The sequence below is a fragment of the Micromonospora sp. NPDC047620 genome (genome assembly GCF_043205005.1).
Taxonomy (GTDB): Bacteria; Actinomycetota; Actinomycetes; order Mycobacteriales; family Micromonosporaceae; genus Micromonospora.
This window is the reverse complement of sequence record NZ_JBIDDG010000032.1, coordinates 40,850-59,863: the sequence shown is the minus strand read 5'-3', so window position 1 is coordinate 59,863 and position 19,014 is coordinate 40,850. Positions and strand designations below refer to the sequence as shown.

Annotated in this window: 14 protein-coding genes; 7 read left to right on the top strand and 7 right to left on the bottom strand. The window is 73.8% G+C overall.

Annotation, left to right across the window (positions count from 1 at the left end):
• Window positions 1–4 precede the first annotated feature (4 nt).
• Genes ACGF5C_RS28830 through ACGF5C_RS28810 form a run of 5 tightly spaced genes read right to left on the bottom strand, consistent with a single transcriptional unit; the run spans window position 5 to window position 10,108 of the window.
• Window positions 5–445 carry an acyl-CoA thioesterase gene (locus tag ACGF5C_RS28830; protein WP_393306641.1) on the bottom strand — a complete coding sequence of 147 codons (441 nt, stop codon included), beginning with the start codon at window positions 443–445 and terminating at the stop codon, window positions 5–7.
• 2 nt (window positions 446–447) lie between these two features.
• The gene (locus tag ACGF5C_RS28825; protein WP_393306639.1) at window positions 448–6,321 is read right to left on the bottom strand and encodes an SDR family NAD(P)-dependent oxidoreductase; all 5,874 of its coding nucleotides are present in this window, start codon (window positions 6,319–6,321) and stop codon (window positions 448–450) included.
• Window positions 6,204–7,166 carry an enediyne biosynthesis protein gene (locus ACGF5C_RS28820; protein WP_393306618.1) on the bottom strand — a complete coding sequence of 321 codons (963 nt, stop codon included), beginning with the start codon at window positions 7,164–7,166 and terminating at the stop codon, window positions 6,204–6,206. Before ACGF5C_RS28820 ends, ACGF5C_RS28825 begins: the two co-directional genes overlap by 118 nt.
• On the bottom strand, window positions 7,163–9,136 hold the full coding sequence (locus ACGF5C_RS28815) for a CRTAC1 family protein (protein WP_393306616.1): 1,974 nt from the start codon (window positions 9,134–9,136) through the stop codon (window positions 7,163–7,165). The genes ACGF5C_RS28820 and ACGF5C_RS28815 overlap by 4 nt, the downstream gene beginning before the upstream one ends.
• 3 nt (window positions 9,137–9,139) lie before the next feature.
• Entirely contained in the window at window positions 9,140–10,108 is a 969-nt protein-coding gene (locus ACGF5C_RS28810; RefSeq protein ID WP_393306614.1) for a DUF1702 family protein, read from the bottom strand.
• Between the two features lie 300 nt (window positions 10,109–10,408).
• Between ACGF5C_RS28810 and ACGF5C_RS28805 the strand changes: the two genes are divergently transcribed.
• From ACGF5C_RS28805 to ACGF5C_RS28795, 3 genes are all read left to right on the top strand, one after another.
• Window positions 10,409–11,251: a helix-turn-helix domain-containing protein gene (locus ACGF5C_RS28805; protein WP_393306637.1), complete on the top strand. Its 843-nt coding sequence runs from the start codon at window positions 10,409–10,411 to the stop codon at window positions 11,249–11,251.
• Window positions 11,252–11,369: 118 nt separating this feature from the next.
• Window positions 11,370–12,689 carry a nucleotide sugar dehydrogenase gene (locus ACGF5C_RS28800; RefSeq protein WP_393306636.1) on the top strand — a complete coding sequence of 440 codons (1,320 nt, stop codon included), beginning with the start codon at window positions 11,370–11,372 and terminating at the stop codon, window positions 12,687–12,689.
• Between the two features lie 6 nt (window positions 12,690–12,695).
• Entirely contained in the window at window positions 12,696–13,685 is a 990-nt protein-coding gene (locus ACGF5C_RS28795; RefSeq protein ID WP_393306612.1) for an NAD-dependent epimerase/dehydratase family protein, read from the top strand.
• A gap of 431 nt (window positions 13,686–14,116) precedes the next feature.
• Here ACGF5C_RS28795 and ACGF5C_RS28790 read toward each other — a convergent pair whose 3' ends face one another.
• Window positions 14,117–14,854, bottom strand: coding sequence for a class I SAM-dependent methyltransferase (locus ACGF5C_RS28790; protein WP_393306610.1), 738 nt, complete (start codon window positions 14,852–14,854; stop codon window positions 14,117–14,119).
• A 101-nt stretch (window positions 14,855–14,955) separates the two neighbouring features.
• On the opposite strand from ACGF5C_RS28790, the gene ACGF5C_RS28785 reads away from it, so the two are divergent.
• The gene (locus ACGF5C_RS28785) at window positions 14,956–15,342 is read left to right on the top strand and encodes an ArsR/SmtB family transcription factor (RefSeq protein WP_393306608.1); all 387 of its coding nucleotides are present in this window, start codon (window positions 14,956–14,958) and stop codon (window positions 15,340–15,342) included.
• Window positions 15,343–15,554: 212 nt separating this feature from the next.
• Here the strand turns inward: ACGF5C_RS28785 and ACGF5C_RS28780 are convergent, their stop codons facing one another.
• Window positions 15,555–16,742, bottom strand: a complete 1,188-nt coding sequence (locus tag ACGF5C_RS28780) for a glycosyltransferase (RefSeq protein WP_393306606.1) — start codon at window positions 16,740–16,742, stop codon at window positions 15,555–15,557.
• Window positions 16,743–16,947: 205 nt separating this feature from the next.
• On the opposite strand from ACGF5C_RS28780, the gene ACGF5C_RS28775 reads away from it, so the two are divergent.
• From ACGF5C_RS28775 to ACGF5C_RS28765, 3 genes are all read left to right on the top strand, one after another.
• On the top strand, window positions 16,948–17,721 hold the full coding sequence (locus ACGF5C_RS28775) for a class I SAM-dependent methyltransferase (protein WP_393306604.1): 774 nt from the start codon (window positions 16,948–16,950) through the stop codon (window positions 17,719–17,721).
• A 178-nt stretch (window positions 17,722–17,899) separates the two neighbouring features.
• Window positions 17,900–18,445 carry an SRPBCC family protein gene (locus tag ACGF5C_RS28770; RefSeq protein WP_350712417.1) on the top strand — a complete coding sequence of 182 codons (546 nt, stop codon included), beginning with the start codon at window positions 17,900–17,902 and terminating at the stop codon, window positions 18,443–18,445.
• A gap of 8 nt (window positions 18,446–18,453) precedes the next feature.
• Window positions 18,454–19,002 carry an SRPBCC family protein gene (locus ACGF5C_RS28765; RefSeq protein ID WP_357699560.1) on the top strand — a complete coding sequence of 183 codons (549 nt, stop codon included), beginning with the start codon at window positions 18,454–18,456 and terminating at the stop codon, window positions 19,000–19,002.
• Window positions 19,003–19,014: the final 12 nt, after the last annotated feature.

The following is a 19,014-nucleotide window of genomic DNA, read 5'->3' as shown; positions in this document are numbered from 1 at the left end:
CCGCTCACCCCTGCCCCACCGTGGCCGCCCGGAACGGGGCGAACGCCCGGACCAGGCCGGCCGGCACCCGGACCGGCTCGGTGCGCCCGTTCGGACCGCGCATGCACGCGATCCGCTGGCGCCCCCGGGCGACCAGCAGGTCGTCGCCGCCGAGCCGCAGGTAGTCGAAGCCCAGCTCCATCTGGGTCTGGCTGAGCTCGACCAGCCGCATCCGGACCGCGAGGCGGTCGAACGGCGCCAGCTCGGCGAAGAACTCGCACTCGGCCTTGAGAGTGAACAACTTCAGGTCGGCGCGCAGCTCGTCGAGGATCTCCGGCGCGTGCTCGTGCAGGAACATCTCCCGGCACCGGCCCTGCCAGCGCAGGTAGTTCACGTAGTACACGTTGCCGACGAGGTTCGTCTCCTCGAAGCCGACGATGTGCCGGTACTCGTAGTAGCGCGGCATGCTCACCGCCCCGCCCCGCCGAGCACGGCGACCACGGTCGGCGCCGCCGCTCCCGCCACCGCGACGACCCGGGTGGCGATCCGGACGTCGCCGGCGTCCAGCACCACCCAGCCGTCCGGGAGCGCACCGGGCAGCAGGGTGAGCCGGCCCTCGGGGCGGCCGGCCTTCTGCAGGCACTCCTCCGCGCACCAGACCCGGGTGGCCGCCACGTCCGGCGGGTCGCCCACCTCCGCGACGAGCAGCGCCGCCACGGCGCCGTGCCGACCCACCAGGTCGTGCCGCACGTCCGCCGGGCGGGCGGCCACCAGCTCGGCGTCGCAGGCGAGCGTCCCGTCCCCGGCGACGGCGAGGTCGAGCGGCGCCGAGTGCGCCACGGAGACGGTGCACGGCAGGGCGACCTCCGGCCGTCCGTCGGGCCGGTGCCGCACCACCACGGGCTGGCCCAGCGCGCGGGAGAGCAGCGCGCCGGAGTCGCGGGGCCCGCCGCCGGGCGCGGCGGCGACGGCGATGTCGCCGGGGAACACCTCGGCGAGCCGTCTTTGCAGCAGCGGCCCCAGCAGCGCGGGCGGCCAGGACCCGCGCGGCGCGTGCGGACGCACGGCACGCAGTCGCAGGCCCATCCAGTGCTCGATCACCGCGCCGGTGGCGTCCCGGACGACAACGTCGTACACGTAGGCGGTGCCGTGCTGCTCACGTTCCCGCGCGGTCATCGTCACGGCCTCGGTGGCCGACAACTTGGGCCCCGCCGACCAGATCCGGTCGATGCCCTCCGGCAGCAGCGTCGCGTCCGGCACGCACACCTGGATACCGTGCATGAACGCGTCCCGGGCGCCCGGGTCGCCGAGCACCAGCCGGCCCGGCAGGAAGGCGCTGAACCAGGAGGCGGCGTCGCTGGTGACGACCTCGGCCTCGGCGACCCGCGCCGCCACCTGCCGGTAGCCCTTGATCCGGCGGAACCGACCGGCCTGGAACAACACGTCGCCGTAGAGGTCGCGGGCCGGGTCGAGCGGTACGGCCGGCAGCTCCGCCGGCACCGGAGCCGCGGTGTACGCCGGGTAGGTCTCGTCCGGCGCGAACCGGAGCCGGGCGCGGAAGTGGTCGGCCGCGAAACCGGTCGCCGCGCTGCGCAGGACGACGTCGATGACCTGCTCCGACCGGACCAGCGCGGCGATGCGTACGGTCGTGCCGGTGTCCGGGTCGACGACCACCGGGCGGTCGAACCGGACCTCCTCGATCACGGGCACTCCCGGGTGCCGGGCCAGGGCGGTGGCCACCTGGGCCATGGCCTCCAACCCGAGCACTGCCGGGAACAGCAGGTCGCCGTCGAGCCGGTGGTCCTCGAGGTACGGATCCGTGGTGCGGGCCAGGTCGACCTCGCAGACCAGCTCGATGCAGTCGTAACGCACCAGCGGTCGTTCGGTGAAGCGCAGCAGCGGCAACTCGGAGCGGTGGTAGCGGAGGGTCTCCACGCCGCCGGTGCGCCCGGTGACCACCACCACCGGAGGCAGCGTGTCGTCGGCGACCACCTCGCGCAGGACCCGCAGGCCGTCGTCGGGGCTGATCGGGGTGACGCCGGAGCCGCTCAACGACTCGACCACCGACAGCCGCTCCCCCATGCCGACCCCGGACCACACCGACCACTCCAGGCAGACGGCGCGGCACCCCGGCCGCGTCGCGGCCACCTCCCGGGTCAGCTCGGCCAGCGCCTCGTTCGCCGCGGCGTAGTGCGCCTCGCCGTGCAGTCCGGCCCGACCGATGATGCTGCCGAACGTGACCAGCAGGCGCAGTTGTGCGGGATCGACCGCGGCGAGGACCGCCCGCAGGCCGTCGACCTTGGCGGCGAACACGCCCCGCAGGGCCGCCTCGTCCAGGTCGACGAGCGCGGTCGGGGTGTTCTGCCCGGCGCCGTGCAGCACGGCGGTCACCGGGCCCCAGTCGGCGGTCACCGCGGCGACCGCGTCGGCCACCGCGTCGGCGTCGGTGACGTCGACACGCAGGTAGCGCAGGTCGGACGCGGCGTCCGCGAGCCGCATCAGGTTGCCGGCCAGGGCCTCGTCGGCGGCGGGGTCGGACCGGCCGAGGACGGCCAGCCGGGCGCCGCTCTCCCGGGCCAGCATCAGCGCGGACTCGGCGGTGATGCCCTTGCCGCCGCCGGTCACCAGCAGCACGTCGGCCGGGCCCAGCGGCAGCGCGTCCGGCTCGGCGCCGGACGCGGGCAGCGGGCGCAGCACGGGCACCCGGCGGCCGCCGCCCGGGTCGTACACCACCTCGGTGAAGTCCTCCGTGGCGGCGACGTCGGCGACCACCCGGTCGACCGCGGCCGGGTGGAGGGGGGTGGTCACGACGGTGGTCCGCAGCCGGTCGCCCTCCAACCGGGCGGTCTTGGCCACCGCTCCCGCCCGCGCCGCCGGCTGCACGACCACGAGCCGCCCGCCGGGCGGTTGGCGCAGCGCCGCCTGGGCCCCGCGCACCGCGACGGCCAGGTGCTCCTCGTCGGGTTCGTCGGGCAGGCAGACCAGCACGCCGTCGCCGACGCCGCCCGCCTCCAGGGCCCGGCCCAGCGCGTCCGCGAGCGGGTGGTCGGGGTCGGCGAACACCTGCCAGCGACCGCACGGCTCCGTCGGGTCCGTCACCGACAGCGGCTCGTCGACCAGGTCGACGACGAAGGTACGCACCCACGGCGCGACGCCGGCGACGAGGTCCGCGCGCTCGTGCGGGGCCTCGCGCTCCCGGGCCTCCAGCGCCTCGGCCATCTCCCGGACGGTGGCGGTGGCGAAGTTGGTCGGTATCGCCACCGCGGAGAGCCCCATGGCGCGGGCGGCCTCGTTGACGAGCTGGCCGACGGTGATCGAGCTCATGTGCAGGTCGTCGAGGAACCGGCTGTCGTCCCGGAGCACCTCCACCGGCAGTTCGGCGCGCTGCGCCACGAGGTGCCGCACCAGTTCCAGCGCGCCGGTGGCGGCCGGCAGCGGGGTTTCGTCGGCCGGGGCCGGAGCCGGGACCGGTTCGACCGCGGCCGGCGCCGGCCCGGCCAGCTCGGGTGCCGCCTCGCACGGGCTCGCGAAGAAGGTGCGGGCGCGGTGCGGGTCGAACGGTCGGGTCAGTCGGTCCTCGAACAGGGCCGGGTACGCGGCCGGCCCGCCGAGCGCGTACACCGCGCCGACCGCGGCGAGCAGGCCGGACAGCGACTCGGCGTCGGTGTCGACCGCCAGCGCCGGCACGTCCGGCGCCTGCTCGCGGGCCAGCCCGGTGAGCACCTTGCCGGGGCCGACCTCGAGGAACAGGTCGACCTCGGCGGCGGCGCGTGCCAGCGCGGCGGCGAAGCGCACCGGAGCCTCGATCTGCCGGTGCAGGTGCTGCGGCAGGTCGGTGTCCGACGGAAGGACGGCGCCGGTCACCGTCGAGGCCACCCGGCGCAGCAGCGGCCCGAACCGGCGGGACCGCAGGCGCTCGGCGAAGGCGGAGGCCGCCGGTGTCATCAGCGGCGAGTGGAAGGCGTGCGGGACGGGCAGCCGGGTGCAGCTCACCCCCGCCGTCGCGGCCCGCCGGGCCACCTCGGCCACGACGTCGTCGCCTCCGGCGACAACCGTCTGCCGCGGCCCGTTGTAGCCCGCGATCACCGCGCTGGTGCCGGCCAGCAGGGCGACGGTCTCCTCCGGCCCGGCGGTGACGCCGAGCATCGCCCCCGGCGCGGCGTGCCTGGCCATGGCCTCGCCCCGGAGCGTGACGAGTTCCCGCAGCTCGTCCTCGTCGAGGCAGCCCGCCCAGTGCAGCGTGGTGAGCTCGCCGAGACTGTGGCCGACGACGACGGTCGCGTCGATGTCGAGCGCGGCGAGGGCGCGCAGCCCGGCCAGTGAGCCCGTGACGATCCGGGGTTGGGCGAACGCGGTCGACCCGGCCGCCTCGTCCCTGGGCGGTTCCCCGGCCGCCCGGTAGACGTCGTCCACCTCGGTGAACCGCCGGCGCAGCGCCCCACCGCCCCAGCCCCGGCCGGAGCCCTGGCCGGGGAACAGGAAGCCGACCCGGGCCGGCCGGGTGACCCGGCCGACGAAGACGCCCCGCGCCGGGTCGACCAGTGTCCCGGCGCCCCCGGGCGCCAGGGCCCGGGCCGCCAGTCCGAGACCGCGGTCGGCCTCCTCCGGCGACCGGGCCACGACCGCCGCCCGGTACGCGCGGCCGCGCTGGCCCCGGTGCAGGGTCGTGGCGAGGTCGCCCAGCTCGGCGAAGGCCAGCCCGGCCACGACCGTCCGCAGGTCGTCCAGCCGGTCGTGCAGCTCGTCGCGGGTGTCCGCGTCGACCAGGAGCAGCTCGGCGTCCTGCACGGACCGGGCGAGCTGCTGCGTCCGCCGGTCCAGGGACCGGCGGCGGGGGCGGGCGGGGCCGTCGACGACGAGGTGGGTGTTGATGCCGCCGAAGCCCATCGCGGTGACGCCGGCCCGCTGCGCGGCGCCGGCCGGCCACGGCTCGGCCCGCCGTACGGCGCGCAGCGCGGGCCGGTCCGCGGTGAGTTCCGGGTGCGGCTCGACGCACCCGACGGTCGGCGGGACGACCTGGTGGTGCACGGCCAGCACGGCCTTGATCAGGCCGGCCACCCCGGCTGCGGCCTTGGTGTGACCGATCATCCCCTTGATGGATCCGATCGCGGCGGCGGCGGCGTCCGGGTCGGCCGTCCGGCGCTCCTCGCTCAGGGCCCGCAGCTCGGTGCCGTCGCCGACGGCCGTGCCGGTGCCGTGCCCCTCGAACAGCGGCACGGTGTCCACCCCGAAACCGGCCCGCTGGTACGCGCGCCGCAGCGCCAGCCGGTAGCCGGCCGCCTCCGGCCGGGTGATGCCGCCCCGGCCGTCCGAGGAGACGCCCCACCCGGCCACCGAGGCGTAGATGCGCCGGCCCTGCGCGAGCGCGTCCCGCTCCCGCATGAGCACCACCATGCCGCAGCCCTCGCCGGGCCAGAACCCGTTGGACCGGCGGTCGTAGACGCGCATCTCGTCGCCGGCGAGCGCGCCGGTCTTGGCGAAGCCGACCATCTCGAAGGGGTCGATGGACAGGTCCACGCCGCCGGCCACCGCCACGTCGACGTCGAGGTCGGTCAGGCTGCGGCAGGCGGTTACCACCGACAGCAGCGAGGAGGCGCAGGCCCCGTCCACGGTGTACCCGCCGCCGTGCAGGTCGAAGTGGTTGCAGATCCGCCCGGCGATGGTGTTGGACAGGCCGCCCGCGAGGCTGTCCTCGGTGATCTCGGCGAACGGCGCCTTGTAGGAGCGCTCCAGGTCGGCGAGGAAGGCCGCCACCCGGTCGCCGTCCCAGCCCTGCTCGCCGAGGGCGGCGCCCACCACGCGCCGGACGTACGGCCAGCGCAGGCGCATCATGCCGGCCCGGGTGAACTCGCCGGTGAGGGTGTTGCCGACGACCACCGCCGTCCGCTCCCGCGGCAGCCCGTCGCCCTCGGGGTACCCGGCGTCGGCGAGTGCCTGCGCGGCCATGTCGAGGGCCAGCCAGTGGGTGAGGTCGGTGGACCGGTACGTGCTCCCGCTGACCTTGAACCCGACCCGGTCGAACTCGTAGCCCTCGATGACGGCCGCGTTGCCGGCGTAGTAGCGGTCGGGGGCGGCCGGGTCCGGGGACCAGTAGTCGGCGGCCCGCATCCGCTCGTCGGGCAGGCGCCGGAACGCGCGCCGCCCGGCGAGGGCGTTCTCCCACAGCTGCCCGGGGCCGGCGGCGTCCGGGAAGCGGCAGGCCAGGCCGACGACGGCGATCCTGCTCATGCCCGCACCATCTCGCGGGCCACGGGTGGCACTGTGCCGTCGACGGTCCCCGGGGCGGCGGGCGTCGTGCCCCTGCCGTCGCGGGCGGCGACGCGCACCGCGTGCAGCGACCAGAGGAAGCCGCCCCGGATCAGGCAGACGATGGCGGTGGCGAAGAAGAGGCCGTAGACGATGGACGCGCCGGTGAGGACGCCGTACACCAGGGCCACCCCGCCGCCGAAGGCGAACTGGGACAGCGGCCGCGACGGGGTCGTCCCCGGGTCGGTGATCATGTAGTTGGTGAACAGGACGAACGCCACCCCGGTCATGGTGGCCAGCGCCGACGGGATGGAGGTGTCCAGCACGAGCCCCCGCACCACCGACTGGAGCACGAAGACGCCCAGCCAGCCGGCGATCAGCCACATCCGGCCGGTGAGCTTCGCGTTGAGCATGGTGCCGAAGACGACGATGACCGCGGGGACGATCCAGTCCGCGGGGCCCTCCAGGTATTCGGTGAACTGGTACGGCGGGGAGATCGAGATCCACGGGAAGAGCAGCAGCACCACGGCGATGCCGAAGTTGGACGGGTTCATGAAGTGCCGCAGCCGGCCGTTGACCGGCACCCGCAGCAGCCACTTCCCGCTGATCGCCACGGCCACCGCGAAGATCATCACCGGCAGGCGGTCGTTGACGTACAGCAGCATGTTCACCGCGAGGGCGGTGATGTGCGCGGGGTAGAGGAACTCGACCAGGCCGCGCAGGCCGTTGCCGCGGAACCGGGGCGGGCGCTGCTCGGCCCGCGCGCCGATGATCTCCAACCCGAGCTCGACGGTGTAGCCGGTGGCGAGCGCGATCAGCGGCCACGCCCAGGCCTGCTCGAAGCCGAGCACGGTGTAGCCGGCGATGTTGAGGATGGTGATGGAGATGGCGAACCTGCGCAGCGCGGTGATCCGCGGGTCCTTCGCCGGCTTCTGCGTCATCGCGAGACCTCCCGAGCCTGCGAACCGAGGGTGAGGGTGTGTCGACCGGCGGTGAGCGACAGCTCCTGCTCGTGCGGGACGCCGGACCGGTCCCGCCAGGTGAGGTGGACCGACACCGGGCCGGTCACGTCGCCGAGACCGAGCGACACCTCGTTGCTGCGCCGGCCCGAGTGGCCGCTGCCGCCGTCGACCCGGTCGACGAGCACCCGGCCGTCCGGGGTGGTCACCCGGACCTGCGCGCCGACGACCGGCGACCCCGCCCCGGCGAGGGGGCCGGCGGCCGGCGCCTGCTCGTGCAGCAGCCGCAGGGTGAGGAAGGACCCGGTGTCCGGGCTGTCGTTGCGGTAGAAGACCGGAGCGTCCCACTGCCGGGCGACGGCGAAGTCGAGCCGCCCGTCGCCGTCGGCGTCGCCGGTCGCGATGCCCCGGCTGGGCACCCGGTCGGCCAGGCCCAGTTCATGGCTGAGGTCCTCGTAGCGGCCGTCGGCGCCCCGGACGTGGAAGGCCAGGTGCTGGCCCCCGGCGATGTCGTCGCCCTGCTCGACCCTAGGCCACCAGCGGGGGTTGGACAGCAGGTCGTCGTTGGCGGTGGCCGCCTCCTGCAACTGCGCCCAGCGGTTGACCTCGCCCTTGACGAAGCCGGCGGTCTGCACGATGGCCGGTTCGCCGCGGTTGGTGAAGTCGCCGAACTTGACGTCCCAGCTCCACCCGCTCCAGGCCAGGCCCAGCTCGGCGCTCCGGTCGTGCCACGGCGCCTCGCCGGCCCGCAGCGCGGCGCGCAGCGCATCGGTGTCGGCGGCGGTGTTGACGAACGCGAAGTTGCTCTCCTGGATGCCGAACGAGGTGGTGATGTTGCCGACGTACAGGTCGAACATGCCGTCGCCGTCGATGTCACCGAAGTCCACGCCCATGCCCTTGAACGAGTCGTGGCCGAGCCGCTTGGACTTGGGGGTCAGGCCGGGCAGCCCCGGGCTCTCGACCAGCGCGAAGGCGACCCGCCCCCGCTCCGACCGGTTGTGCAGCAGCCGGTCCGGCCCGAAGTCGTTGGCCACGTACAGCTCGGGCAACTGGTCGCCGTCGAGGTCGTTGGCGGCGACGGCCAGGGTCCAGCCCCGGGAGACCTTGGTGTCGAAGACGTCCGGGACCTCGGCGAAGGAGACGCTCGGCGTGGCGCCGGCGGTGGCGCCGGTCCATCGGAACACGTGGTCCTCGCCGCCGTTGAGGCCGTTGGACATGGACCGGTTCATCGCCACCCCGCCGTGCACGGTGTCGTCGAGGACGGCGCTGTCGGGGAAGTAGTTGCCGATGTAGACGTCCAACCGCCCGTCCCCGTCGAAGTCGGCCAGCGTGGCGGCGTTGGTGTTCCACTTCGGCCCGTCGTAACGGCTCCCGCCGGTCGACGCGCCCGGCACCAGCTCGACCGGGTGGTAGGCGTCCCGGGACAGTCCGGTCGCGTCCGCCCGGGCCAGGAAGACCACCGGGGTCCGGCCCCACCAGTACACGAGCAGGTCGGTGCGGCCGTCGGCGTTGAGGTCGCCGGGCAGGCAGCCCATCGGGGCGATGTACGGGTTCGTCGGCAGCGGCGCGGGGTCCAGCACGAACGGCTGGTAACGCTCGGCGCCGGCGGTCGGGGCCGGGGTCACCACGACGCGGTCGACGCGCGGGTCGGTGACGCACATGTCGTTGGCCAGCCCGTCACCGTCCAGGTCGTTCATCGCGACGCCGGCGCCGACGGAGGAGATCCACGCCGCCAGGTGCTGGTACGCGCCGTTGACCCGGCGGATCGACTGCTGCGGCAGCCCGCCCGGCATCGGCAGCGACATCGGCGTGAACCGGTACGGCTGGGCCATGGCGCGCCGCTCGTCGGCGTTCGCCTCCGGCTGCCGGACCAGCACGTACATGCCGGTGAGCAGCACCAGCGCGACCAGCCCGGCGATCTGCCGGCGGAACATAGTGATGATTGCCGACAAGGGTCAGCACCTCCCCAGCGTCACGAACTGCTTGGCGATCCGCTGCCGCCACACCAGGTAGGCCGGCTCCGGCCCGTCCCGGTCGAGGTCGGCCAACGCGGCCTGGGTGACCGCCGCCGCCTCGGCCGGTGGCGCGCCGCAGAAGACGTCGGTGGCGGCCGCGGTGTGCGCGGTGGTCAGTCCGGCGCGCTCCCGGGCCTCCGCCGCGAAGGCGCTGCCCTGGGCCATCGCCGGGGCGTACGCGCCGCTGCGCTCGCGCAGCCGCCGCAGGTCCTCGGGCGGTGCCCCGCCGGCGTACGTGGCGGCCAGCGCCACCCCGCTGTACAGGTCCTCGTGCCGGTCCGGCGGGAAACCGTCGACCGTGTCGGCGATCCGGTCGGTGTCGCCGCCCTCGACGAACCACAGCGCGCGGCCGATGCCCTGGTCCACGACGCGCCCGGTCCACCGCCCGATCGGGTCGCCGGGCCAGGGCAGCACCTCGTCGCGCCGGTGCGACCGCACGTACCGCCGGGTGTGGAAGTACGCCTGGTGGAATCCGTAGCCGTCCAGGGCGAGCCAGCCCAGCAACCGGTCGGCGGGTTGGATGGCGTGCCGACGCCAGCGGGGCAGGCGGGCCATCGCCCAGCCCACCCCGACATGGACCATGTAGACGTGCCGGGCGGCCGGCCCGGCCAGGAACCGGGCGACCCGGCGGCCACCGGTCAGCCCGTCCAGGACGGCGAGGCCCATCGCCGCGCCCTCGTACGCGAACCCGCGCAGCTCCGGCTCGACGGTCTCCAGCGCCACGGCCGCCTCGTCCGGGCCGCGCACGCCGACGGCGTGCCCGTAGCCGGTGAGGAAGTGGGCGCCGACCGACTCAAGCCGCTCACGGGTCGGCTCGTCCCGGGCGCGGAAGCCCCGGGTCGCGAAGGTGGTCTGGGCCATCCCCGGCGTCAGGACGTATTGACGAATGGTTCGCCAATTGGCGGGCATGGCGCACTCCTCCCGCAGGTGGGACGCGGTTAAATCAGACGACAGTTGACGAAATGGTTCGTCGAAATCCAGCTCCGACGGGAGCACCGGATCGCCGTACCGCTACGGACCCATGTTTCACGGCGTTCATCGGATCCACTTCTCCCAACTTGCTCGGCTGACCCGCCAATGGCGCCCCCAGCCGGTTGCCGAGGCGTTCAAGAAATCGTCAAGGAGGACTACGCAGACTCCTCTGCGGTGCCCGATCCACTGCCACAGGGAGCTGATGTGAAATCGACGTCTGGCGTTGCCCGGAGCACGATGGAGCAGTCCCGGGAGGCGGCTGCGGCGCGGGCCATCGACTACATGCGCCGGCATCTGTCGGAGCCGCTGCAGCTGGCCGACCTGGCCCGGGTGGTTCCCTTCAGCCCGTTCCACTTCCACCGGCTGTTCCGTGACGTGACCACGATGACCCCGGCCCGCTTCCTCGCCGCGCTGCGGATGGCGGAGGCCCGCCGGATGCTGCTGCACTCCGGCCTGACGGTGACCGCGATCAGCGGCCATGTCGGCTACACGAGCGCGGGGACCTTCACCACCCAGTTCTCCCGGCTGGTCGGCACGTCGCCGGGGCACTTCCGGCAGATGTCCCGGCTGCTGGCCGGCCGGCCCTGCCACGTCCTGGCGGGCTGGCTGCGCAACGCCGTCACGGAGGTCACCCGGCCCCGGATGGTGCTGCACGTGCCCGCCAGCGAGCCCGGCGACCTGGTGCTGGTCGGCCTGCGGGCCGACGGGGAGGCCGCGGACGCGTCGACCGCGTGGGCGGTGGCCCCCGACGGCGCGCAGGTCCCGGTGCTGGCGCGCCCGGGCACGTACCAGGCCCGGGTCGTGCTGGTCCGGGGCGACAGCACGCTGACCCGGGCCCTGGTGGACGAGGAGCCCACCAGCCACCTGGTCGGCACCGCCGAGCTGGTGCTGCCCCAGGACGGCTGCGCGGCCGCCCCGGTCGCCACCGCGCCGCCGCGGCCGACCGACCCGCCGGCGCTGGCCATCGGCCCGGTGTGCCGGCTCGTCGAGACGTTCACGCGGCTGTCCGGCCCGGTGGGCCGGTCGGGCCCGGCCTGGCCGGCCGGCCGCACCGCGCTGGCCGCGGCGGCCATCGCGTGACCCGGCGGCACGGGCACGCGCGCGTGCCGGCGACAGGACCACGAGGTCGTGACCAGGAAGGCGGTGCCGGGCCATCATGCCGTTCCTTCCCGACCCGGGCGGACCGTCCCCGCTGAGGGTGGTCATCGCCGGTGCCGGCTACGTCGGCACCTGTCTCGCCGTCACCCTCGCCGGCCGCGGCGCCGAAGTGGTCGCCGTCGACAGCGACCCGGGCACCGTCGCGGACCTGCGGGCCGGCCGCTGCCGGCTGCCCGAACCCGGCCTGGCCGGCGCCGTCCGGGACCTCGCCGCCACCGGACGGCTGACGGCCAGCACGTCGTACGACCCGGTCGGCGCGGCGGACGTGGTGGTCGTGACGGTCGGCACCCCGACCGACGCCGGCCACGAGATGGTCACCGACCAGCTCGTGGCGGCGTGCGAGCAGATCGCCCCGCGGCTGCGCGCCGGGCAACTGGTGATCCTCAAGTCGACGGTCTCCCCCGGCACCACCCGGACCCTCGTCGCGCCCCTGCTCGAGAGCGGCGGGCTGGTGCACGAGCGCGACTTCGGGCTGGCCTTCTGCCCGGAGCGACTCGCCGAGGGGGTGGCGCTGGCGCAGGTGCGGACGCTGCCGGTGGTGGTGGGCGGGTGCGGCCCGCGCAGCGCCGCCGCGGCCGAACGGTTCTGGCGGTCCGCGCTCGGCGTGGACGTCCGGCAGGTGCCGTCGGCCGAGGCCGCCGAGGTGGTCAAGCTCGCGACCAACTGGTGGATCGACGCGAACGTGGCGATCGCCAACGAGCTCGCCCGGTACTGCGCGGTGCTGGGCGTGGACGTCCTCGACGTCATCGGCGCGGCGAACACCCTACCCAAGGGCAGCAGCATGGTGAACCTGCTGCTGCCGGGAGTGGGTGTCGGCGGCTCCTGCCTGACGAAGGACCCGTGGATGGCGTGGCGGGACGGGCGGGACCGGGGCGTGCCCCTGCGCACGGTCGAGACCGCGCGCGCGGTCAACGACGACATGCCCCGGCACACCGCCGCCGTCATCGCCGACGAGTTGGTCAAGCTGGGGCGGGACCGGTCCGACACGACGATCGCCGTGCTCGGTGCGGCGTTCAAGAACGACACCGGGGACGTCCGCAACACTCCGGTGCGCGGGGTCGTGGCGGCGCTGCGCGACAGCGGCTTCCGGGTCCGGATCTTCGACCCGCTGGCCGACCCCGCCGAGATCGTCGCCCGGTTCGGCACCGCACCGACGGCGAGCCTGGACGAGGCGGTGAGCGGGGCGGGCTGCCTGGCCTTCCTCGCCGGGCACCGCCAGTTCCACGAGCTCGACTTCGGCGCCCTGGCCGAGCGGGTGGACGAGCCCTGCCTGGTCTTCGACGGCCGCATGCACCTCTCGCCGGCGCGCATCCGCGAGCTGCACCGGTTCGGCTTCGCCTACCGCGGCATTGGAAGGTGAGGAACAGTGCCCAGATCACTGGTCACCGGCGGCTTCGGCTTCGTCGGCAGTCACGTCGTCGAGCGGCTGGTCCGCCGGGGTGACGAGGTCGTTGTCTTCGACCTCGCCGACCCGCCGCCCGACCTGGAGCACCCGCCGGGCGCGATCCGGCACGTCCGCGGCGACGTCCGGGACGCCGACGGGCTGGCGGCTGCCGCCACCGGGGTGGACGAGGTCTACCACCTCGCGGCGGTCGTCGGCGTCGACCGGTACCTCAGTCGGCCGCTGGACGTGGTCGAGATCAACGTGGACGGCACCCGGAACGCGTTGCGCGCCGCGCTGCGCGCCGGCGCCCGGGTCGTGGTGTCCAGCACGAGCGAGGTGTACGGGCGCAATCCGCGGGTGCCGTGGCGGGAGGACGACGACCGGGTGCTCGGCAGCACGGCGACGGACCGGTGGTCGTACTCGACGAGCAAGGCGGCGGCCGAGCACCTGGCGTTCGCGTTCCACCGGCAGGAGGGCCTGCCGGTGACGGTCCTGCGGTACTTCAACGTCTACGGCCCGCGCCAGCGCCCGGCCTACGTCCTGAGCCGCACCGTCGCCCGCCTGCTGCGGGGCGTTCCGCCCGTGGTGTACGACGACGGCCGCCAGACGCGGTGCTTCACCTGGATCGACGAGGCGGCCGAGGCGACCCTGCTGGCCGCCGCCCACCCGCGCGCCGTCGGCGAGTGTTTCAACATCGGCAGCAGCGTGGAGACCACCGTCGCCGAGGCGATCCGGCTGGCCGGCACGGTGGCCGGGGTGCCGGTGACGGCCCAGAACGCGGACACCGGAGCCGGGCTCGGCTCCCGCTACCAGGACATCCCCCGCCGCGTACCGGACTGCGGCAAGGCCGCCGCGCTGCTGGACTGGCGGGCCCGCGTACCGCTGGTGACCGGCCTGCGCCGGACCGTCGAGTGGGCCCGCCGCAACCCGTGGTGGACCGCCCAGGCCGACGACGGACTGGTCGTCAGGTAGGTCGGGCCGGTGCGTCGGCCTTCACCGCCGGCGGGTGGCGGGCGGGTCGGTCCGGGTGCGGCCGTCCCGCCGGGGGCAGCCGTGGCCACGTTGTCACGTCGCCATCAGGAACCCGACGGCGACGGCCCAGCGGTGTCTGTCGGCCGTGGCCGGCCGGACCACACGGCGTCCCGCGCCGTCCTCGGGCGGGCGCAGCACGCCGTCGTGTTCGGTCCGGTCAGGCACGGAAAATGAACCGGGACACATTCCGACGAATCCGCGAACTGTTCACGAGATCGCCGCCGACTGTCCGGTTCCAGCATTTTCCGACAAACTGACGAATAGATCGTTACGAACAGAAGACTTCCACGGCCGTGATGCCGCGGCTAGCGTCCCGTCGGCTATGTGAAGGGCTCGGAAAGATCGACCGTCGAGCCGCTCGACCCGGGCGGTCAGCCCTTTGACCGGGTGGCGGAGCCGCCGGTGCGCGTCGCCACGAAAAGGCCCCGGCCGGTCAACCAGCCCTCGACGTACGCGGACTCGCAGCCGACCGCCGCGAACGCCGAGTCGTACTCCTCGCGGGTGAACATGGTGAGCAGGCCGACCTGGCTGAACTCCCGGATCCCGGCGGCGTCGCCGACGAGCCAGCGCTCCTCCATCCGCGTCACCCGCCCCTGCCGGGTGGACCGCGACACCCGCGCCACCGTGCGGCCCTCCTCGCGCACCAGGTCGCCGCCGACGTACCCGTCGATGAACCGCTCCGGGAACCACCACGGCTCGAGCACCAGCACGCCGCCCGGCGCCAGGTGGGCCGACATCGTGGCCACGGCGGCCCGCATCTCGGCCACCGTGCCGAGGAAGTTGACCGCGGTGAACAGGCAGGTCACCGCGTCGAACGTGACGCCGAGGTCGAACGCCCGCATGTCCCCGGGGTGCAGGCGCACCCCGGGCAGCCGGTGTCGGGCCAGCGCCAGCATCGCCGGGGCCAGTTCGAGCCCCTCCACGTGGGGAAAGCGGGCGGCGAAGGTCTCGAGGTGCGCGCCCGTGCCGCAGCCGACGTCGAGCAGCCGGACGGCGTCGGGGCGGGCGGCCAGGATCCGGTCGGCCACATCCGACGCCTCGTCGTGCCAGCTCTTGCCGCGGCCGCGGTAGGCGGCCTCGTACACCTCGGCATGCTCCGGTCCGAACATCTCTCCCCCTCGCGGCGTGGCCGCCCGTCCGTCGGCCGCCCCGGCGGCCCGACCGGCCGAACATGCGGCTTCTATAACCCCGGTCTGATATTGTCGTACCCGTGCACGCGTTCGACATCCTGGGCGATCCCGTCCGCCGGCGCATCATCGAGCTGCTGGCGGACGGCGAACTGTCGGCCGGTGAGGTCGGTGCGGTCGTGCAGCGCGAGTTCGGCATCTCCCAGCCCGGCGTCTCCCAGCACCTGCGGGTGCTGCGGGAGAACGGCTTCGCCACCGTCCGCCCGCAGGGCACCCGGCGGCTCTACGCGGTCGACCCCGCCCCCCTGCAGGAGCTCGACCGGTGGCTGGAGCGCTACCGGCGTTTCTGGAACCAGCGCCTCGACGCCCTGGGCACCGAGATCGCGCGCGGTCGCGCGCGGTCGACCGAGGACCGCACCGGCCGGTCCGCCGGGCGCCGGCCGCGCCCCCGGGCCGCCGACGAGGGCTGAGCAGTACGGGTGGCCGCGCGCGGCGCGGCCGGGGCACGGGCCAGAGGCCGCGAGGGGACACACCCGTCGGCGTGTCGCCGGCGCGCCGGCCATCCGCCCGGCGGGCGCGATGAGCCGAGGCGAGTGCCCCGGGGTCACCCCCGCCGCCGTCACCGCCCCCGGTGGGCGCCGACCGGGGCCGACGGGCGTCGGCCCCGGCGGCGGGCCAGCGGTCAGCCGGCGCTCCGGGCGGCGAAGTCCGGCAGCAGGCGGACGACCTCGTCGGGGCCCGGCATGGCGGCGATCTCGGCTGCTACGGCTTGAGCTCCCTTCCGGTAACTCTCGTCGGTCAGCAGGCGCTTCGCGGCGCTCGCCACCGTGTCGGGGCTGATGTCGTCTGTCAGCAGGTGGCCGCCAGCGCCGGCCTGCGCCACCGCCTGGGCGTTGGCGAACGAGTCCCCCGCCCACGGGAAGGACAGCTGCGGCACGCCGGCGCCGAAGGCGCCGAGAGTGGTGCCGCTGCCGCCGTGGTGCACCACCAGGTCGACGTGGGGCAGCAGCGCCGCCTGCGGCACCCACGACTCCAGCCGCACGTTGGCCGGCACGTCGCCCAGGCCGCTGACGTCGAGGGACGGGCCGCTGGCGACCAGGACGTCGGCGTCGAGGCCGGCGAGCCCGTCGATCGCCGCCCGCAGCACCTCGACGGTGCCGCCGCTGGCCGTGCCGAGCGTCAGGTACACCAGCGGGCGGGCGGTGTCGCGCGAGGACACCCAGGCCGGAACATCCCCCTGCTCGGTGAAGGGCACCGGGCGCAGCTCGTAGCGGTGCGGACGGGCCCGGAAGTCCGGCTCCTGCAGCGACGGCGGGAAGATGTCGACGAAGGGGTTGCCGAAGCCGTCGATGCGCCCGGCCGGCAGGTCGAGGCCGAGCCGCTGGGCCAGCCCGTGCACCTCCTGCTCGATGGAGCGGGTCAGCTCGTCCGGCGTGTCGCGGCCGACGCCGTGGCAGACGGCCGGGATGCCCGCCTTGAGGGCGGCCAGACCAGCGGCGTAGTTGCTGATCCCCTGCACCACGAGGTCGGGACGCACCCGGTCGATCACCGGCTGGAGCTCGTCGTAGATGCGCTGCGGGATGACGCGCCCGAAGACGATCTGCGGCAGCTCGCTGAGCTGCTCGGGGGTCAGCCCCTCGGGGCTGTCCGTGTCGAAGCGGATCCGCAGCGCCGCCAGGAATCCGTCGAAGACAGGCATCCCCGTGGCGACCGGGTCGAAGCCCAGCTTCCGCAGGGTGCCCGCGAAGGCCTCGCCGGTGGCGAAGGTGACTTCGTGGCCCGCCGCACGGGCCGCCGTGGCCAGTGGCAGCAGGGGATAGGTGTGGCCATGGGTTCCGAGACTGGAGAACAACACGCGCACCGCGATCACTCGCCTTTCCGGAGCTGAGGGAGGCGACCTTGCACTTCAGTCATATGTAGCACGCGGCTTGTCGCTTCAGGATGGTCCACCTTGCTGAAACCGGCGATCGAGCGCCCGGCAGGCGGAGCCCTGCGGACCGACCTTGTTGTTGTGTGGACAACCCCCCTCTACTACGCTTGAAACTATAAAGTGATCTAGGTAGTGGAGGCTGCGGATGGACAGCGGCGACGGCCAGGACCTGCGTGCGTTCGTACACGACTCACCGGAGGAGACGGAGACCACCCAGCGCCTGACGAAGCTCTTGACCAACTCCCCAATCCCGACAGAGGAACTGGTCAACAACCTCCCCCTGTTCCTGCGCCGCCACCAGATGACCGACCTGCTCTCCATGGACGCGCTCTACCGTGAGGTCCTCGACGTCCCGGGCGTGATCATGGAGTTCGGCGTCCGGTTCGGCCGTCACCTCGCCACCTTCGCCGCCCTGCGTGGTGTCTACGAGCCCTACAACCCGCTGCGGCGCATCGTCGGCTTCGACACCTTCACCGGATTCCCCGACGTCAACGACGTCGACCGCGTCGGCCCGACGGCGTACGAGGGCCGGTTCGCCGTGCCCGGGGGCTATCCGGCATACCTGAAAGAGGTGCTGGACGCGCACGAGTGCAGCGACTTCTTCGGGCACGTGACGCGGCGCAGCGTGCTCGTCGAGGGGGACGTCCGGGAGACGGTGCCGCGCTACCTCGCGGAGAACCCGCAGACAGTCATCGCGCTGGCGTACTTCGACCTCGACCTCTACGAGCCGACGAAGGCCGTCCTGGAGGCGATCCGGCCCTACCTCACCAAGGGCAGCATCGTCGCCTTCGACGAGCTCGACAATCCGAAGTGGCCCGGCGAGAACATCGCGATGCGGGAGGTGCTCGGGCTGGACCACGCCCCACTGCGCCTGTTGCCGGGTCGCCCGGCGCCGGCGTACCTGCGGTGGGGCGACTGACCAGCGACACCTGCCGCGGGCCCGGGACGGCGACACCCGGCGGGAACCGTGGCGCTCGCCGCGCGATTGACCGGACTACGTATAAACTATAACTTACGTTCGTGCCGACTTATGGAGGAGGATGGGCAGACCCCGTCTGACCCGCCCATCCTCCGCGCAGCGACAGTGAGGACGAGACATGACTCAGGAGAAGACCGCACCGGCCGCGAAGAGCACGACCACCAAGAGCACCGCCGCGAAGAAGCCCAAGCCCCCGAACTACGACCCGTTCGTCCGGCACAGCGTCACTGTCAAGGCCGACCGCAAGACCGCCTTCACGGTGTTCCTCGAGGGCTTCCCCGAGTGGTGGCCGAACAACTTCCGCACCACCAAGGTCGGGGCCCCGCTGGGCGTCGACAAGAAGGGCGGTCGCTGGTACGAGATCGACGAGCAGGGCGAGGAGCACACCTTCGGCCTGATCCGGAAGGTGGACTCGCCGGACACGCTGGTCATCGGCTGGCGGCTCAACGGCTTCGGCCGGATCGACCCGGACAACGCGAGCGAGTTCACCGTGACCTTCGTGGCCGACGGCCAGAAGAAGACCCGGGTGGACGTCGAGCACACCCACTTCGACCGGATGGGCACCAAGCACGCCAAGCGGGTCCGCAACGGCATGGACAAGGGCTGGCCGACGATCCTCCAGTCGTTCCAGAACAAGATCGACGAAGAGGGGGCGAAGAAGTGAACGGCCCGGTGGCATCAGGTCAGGCGACGGAGCGGGCCCTCGGCCGGCGCACCATCCCGGCCGGCGAGGCCCGCAGCATCATCATCCGGCAGCGGTACGACGCGCCCGTTGACGAGGTCTGGAGCGCCTGCACCGACCCGAACCGCATCAACCGCTGGTTCATCGAGCCCAAGGGCGACCTCCGCGAGGGCGGCAACTTCGCCCTGCAGGGCAACGCCAGCGGCGACATCCTGCGCTGCGAGCCGCCGCGGCGGCTCACCATCAGCTGGGTGTATGAGGGCAAGCCGGACAGCGAGGTGGAGCTGCGACTCAGCGAGGAGGGCGACGGCACCCTGCTGGAGCTCGAGCACGCGACGACCTCGGAGCAGATGCTCGTGGAGGTCGGCATCGGCTGGGAGATGGCCCTCGACTTCCTCGGCATGTTCGTCCGGGGCGACCTGCCGGGCGGCCCGGTCCCGGAGGACGCGGCCGAGGAGTTCGAGCCGAGCCCCGAGATGATGCGCATCTCGCAGGAGCGCGGCGAGGCCTGGGCGGCGCTGGTCCACTCCGGCTCGTAGCCGGGGCGGGGA

What these genes read in the sequence shown, in the direction of transcription:
- ACGF5C_RS28830 (WP_393306641.1), bottom strand. Translation starts at nt 445, where the DNA reads ATGCCGCGCTACTACGAGTACCGGCACATCGTCGGCTTCGAGGAGACG.
- ACGF5C_RS28820 (WP_393306618.1), bottom strand. Translation starts at nt 7,166, where the DNA reads ATGACGCAGAAGCCGGCGAAGGACCCGCGGATCACCGCGCTGCGCAGG.
- ACGF5C_RS28810 (WP_393306614.1), bottom strand. Translation starts at nt 10,108, where the DNA reads ATGCCCGCCAATTGGCGAACCATTCGTCAATACGTCCTGACGCCGGGG.
- ACGF5C_RS28805 (WP_393306637.1), top strand. Translation starts at nt 10,409, where the DNA reads ATGGAGCAGTCCCGGGAGGCGGCTGCGGCGCGGGCCATCGACTACATG.
- ACGF5C_RS28790 (WP_393306610.1), bottom strand. Translation starts at nt 14,854, where the DNA reads ATGTTCGGACCGGAGCATGCCGAGGTGTACGAGGCCGCCTACCGCGGC.
- ACGF5C_RS28775 (WP_393306604.1), top strand. Translation starts at nt 16,948, where the DNA reads ATGGACAGCGGCGACGGCCAGGACCTGCGTGCGTTCGTACACGACTCA.
- ACGF5C_RS28770 (WP_350712417.1), top strand. Translation starts at nt 17,900, where the DNA reads ATGACTCAGGAGAAGACCGCACCGGCCGCGAAGAGCACGACCACCAAG.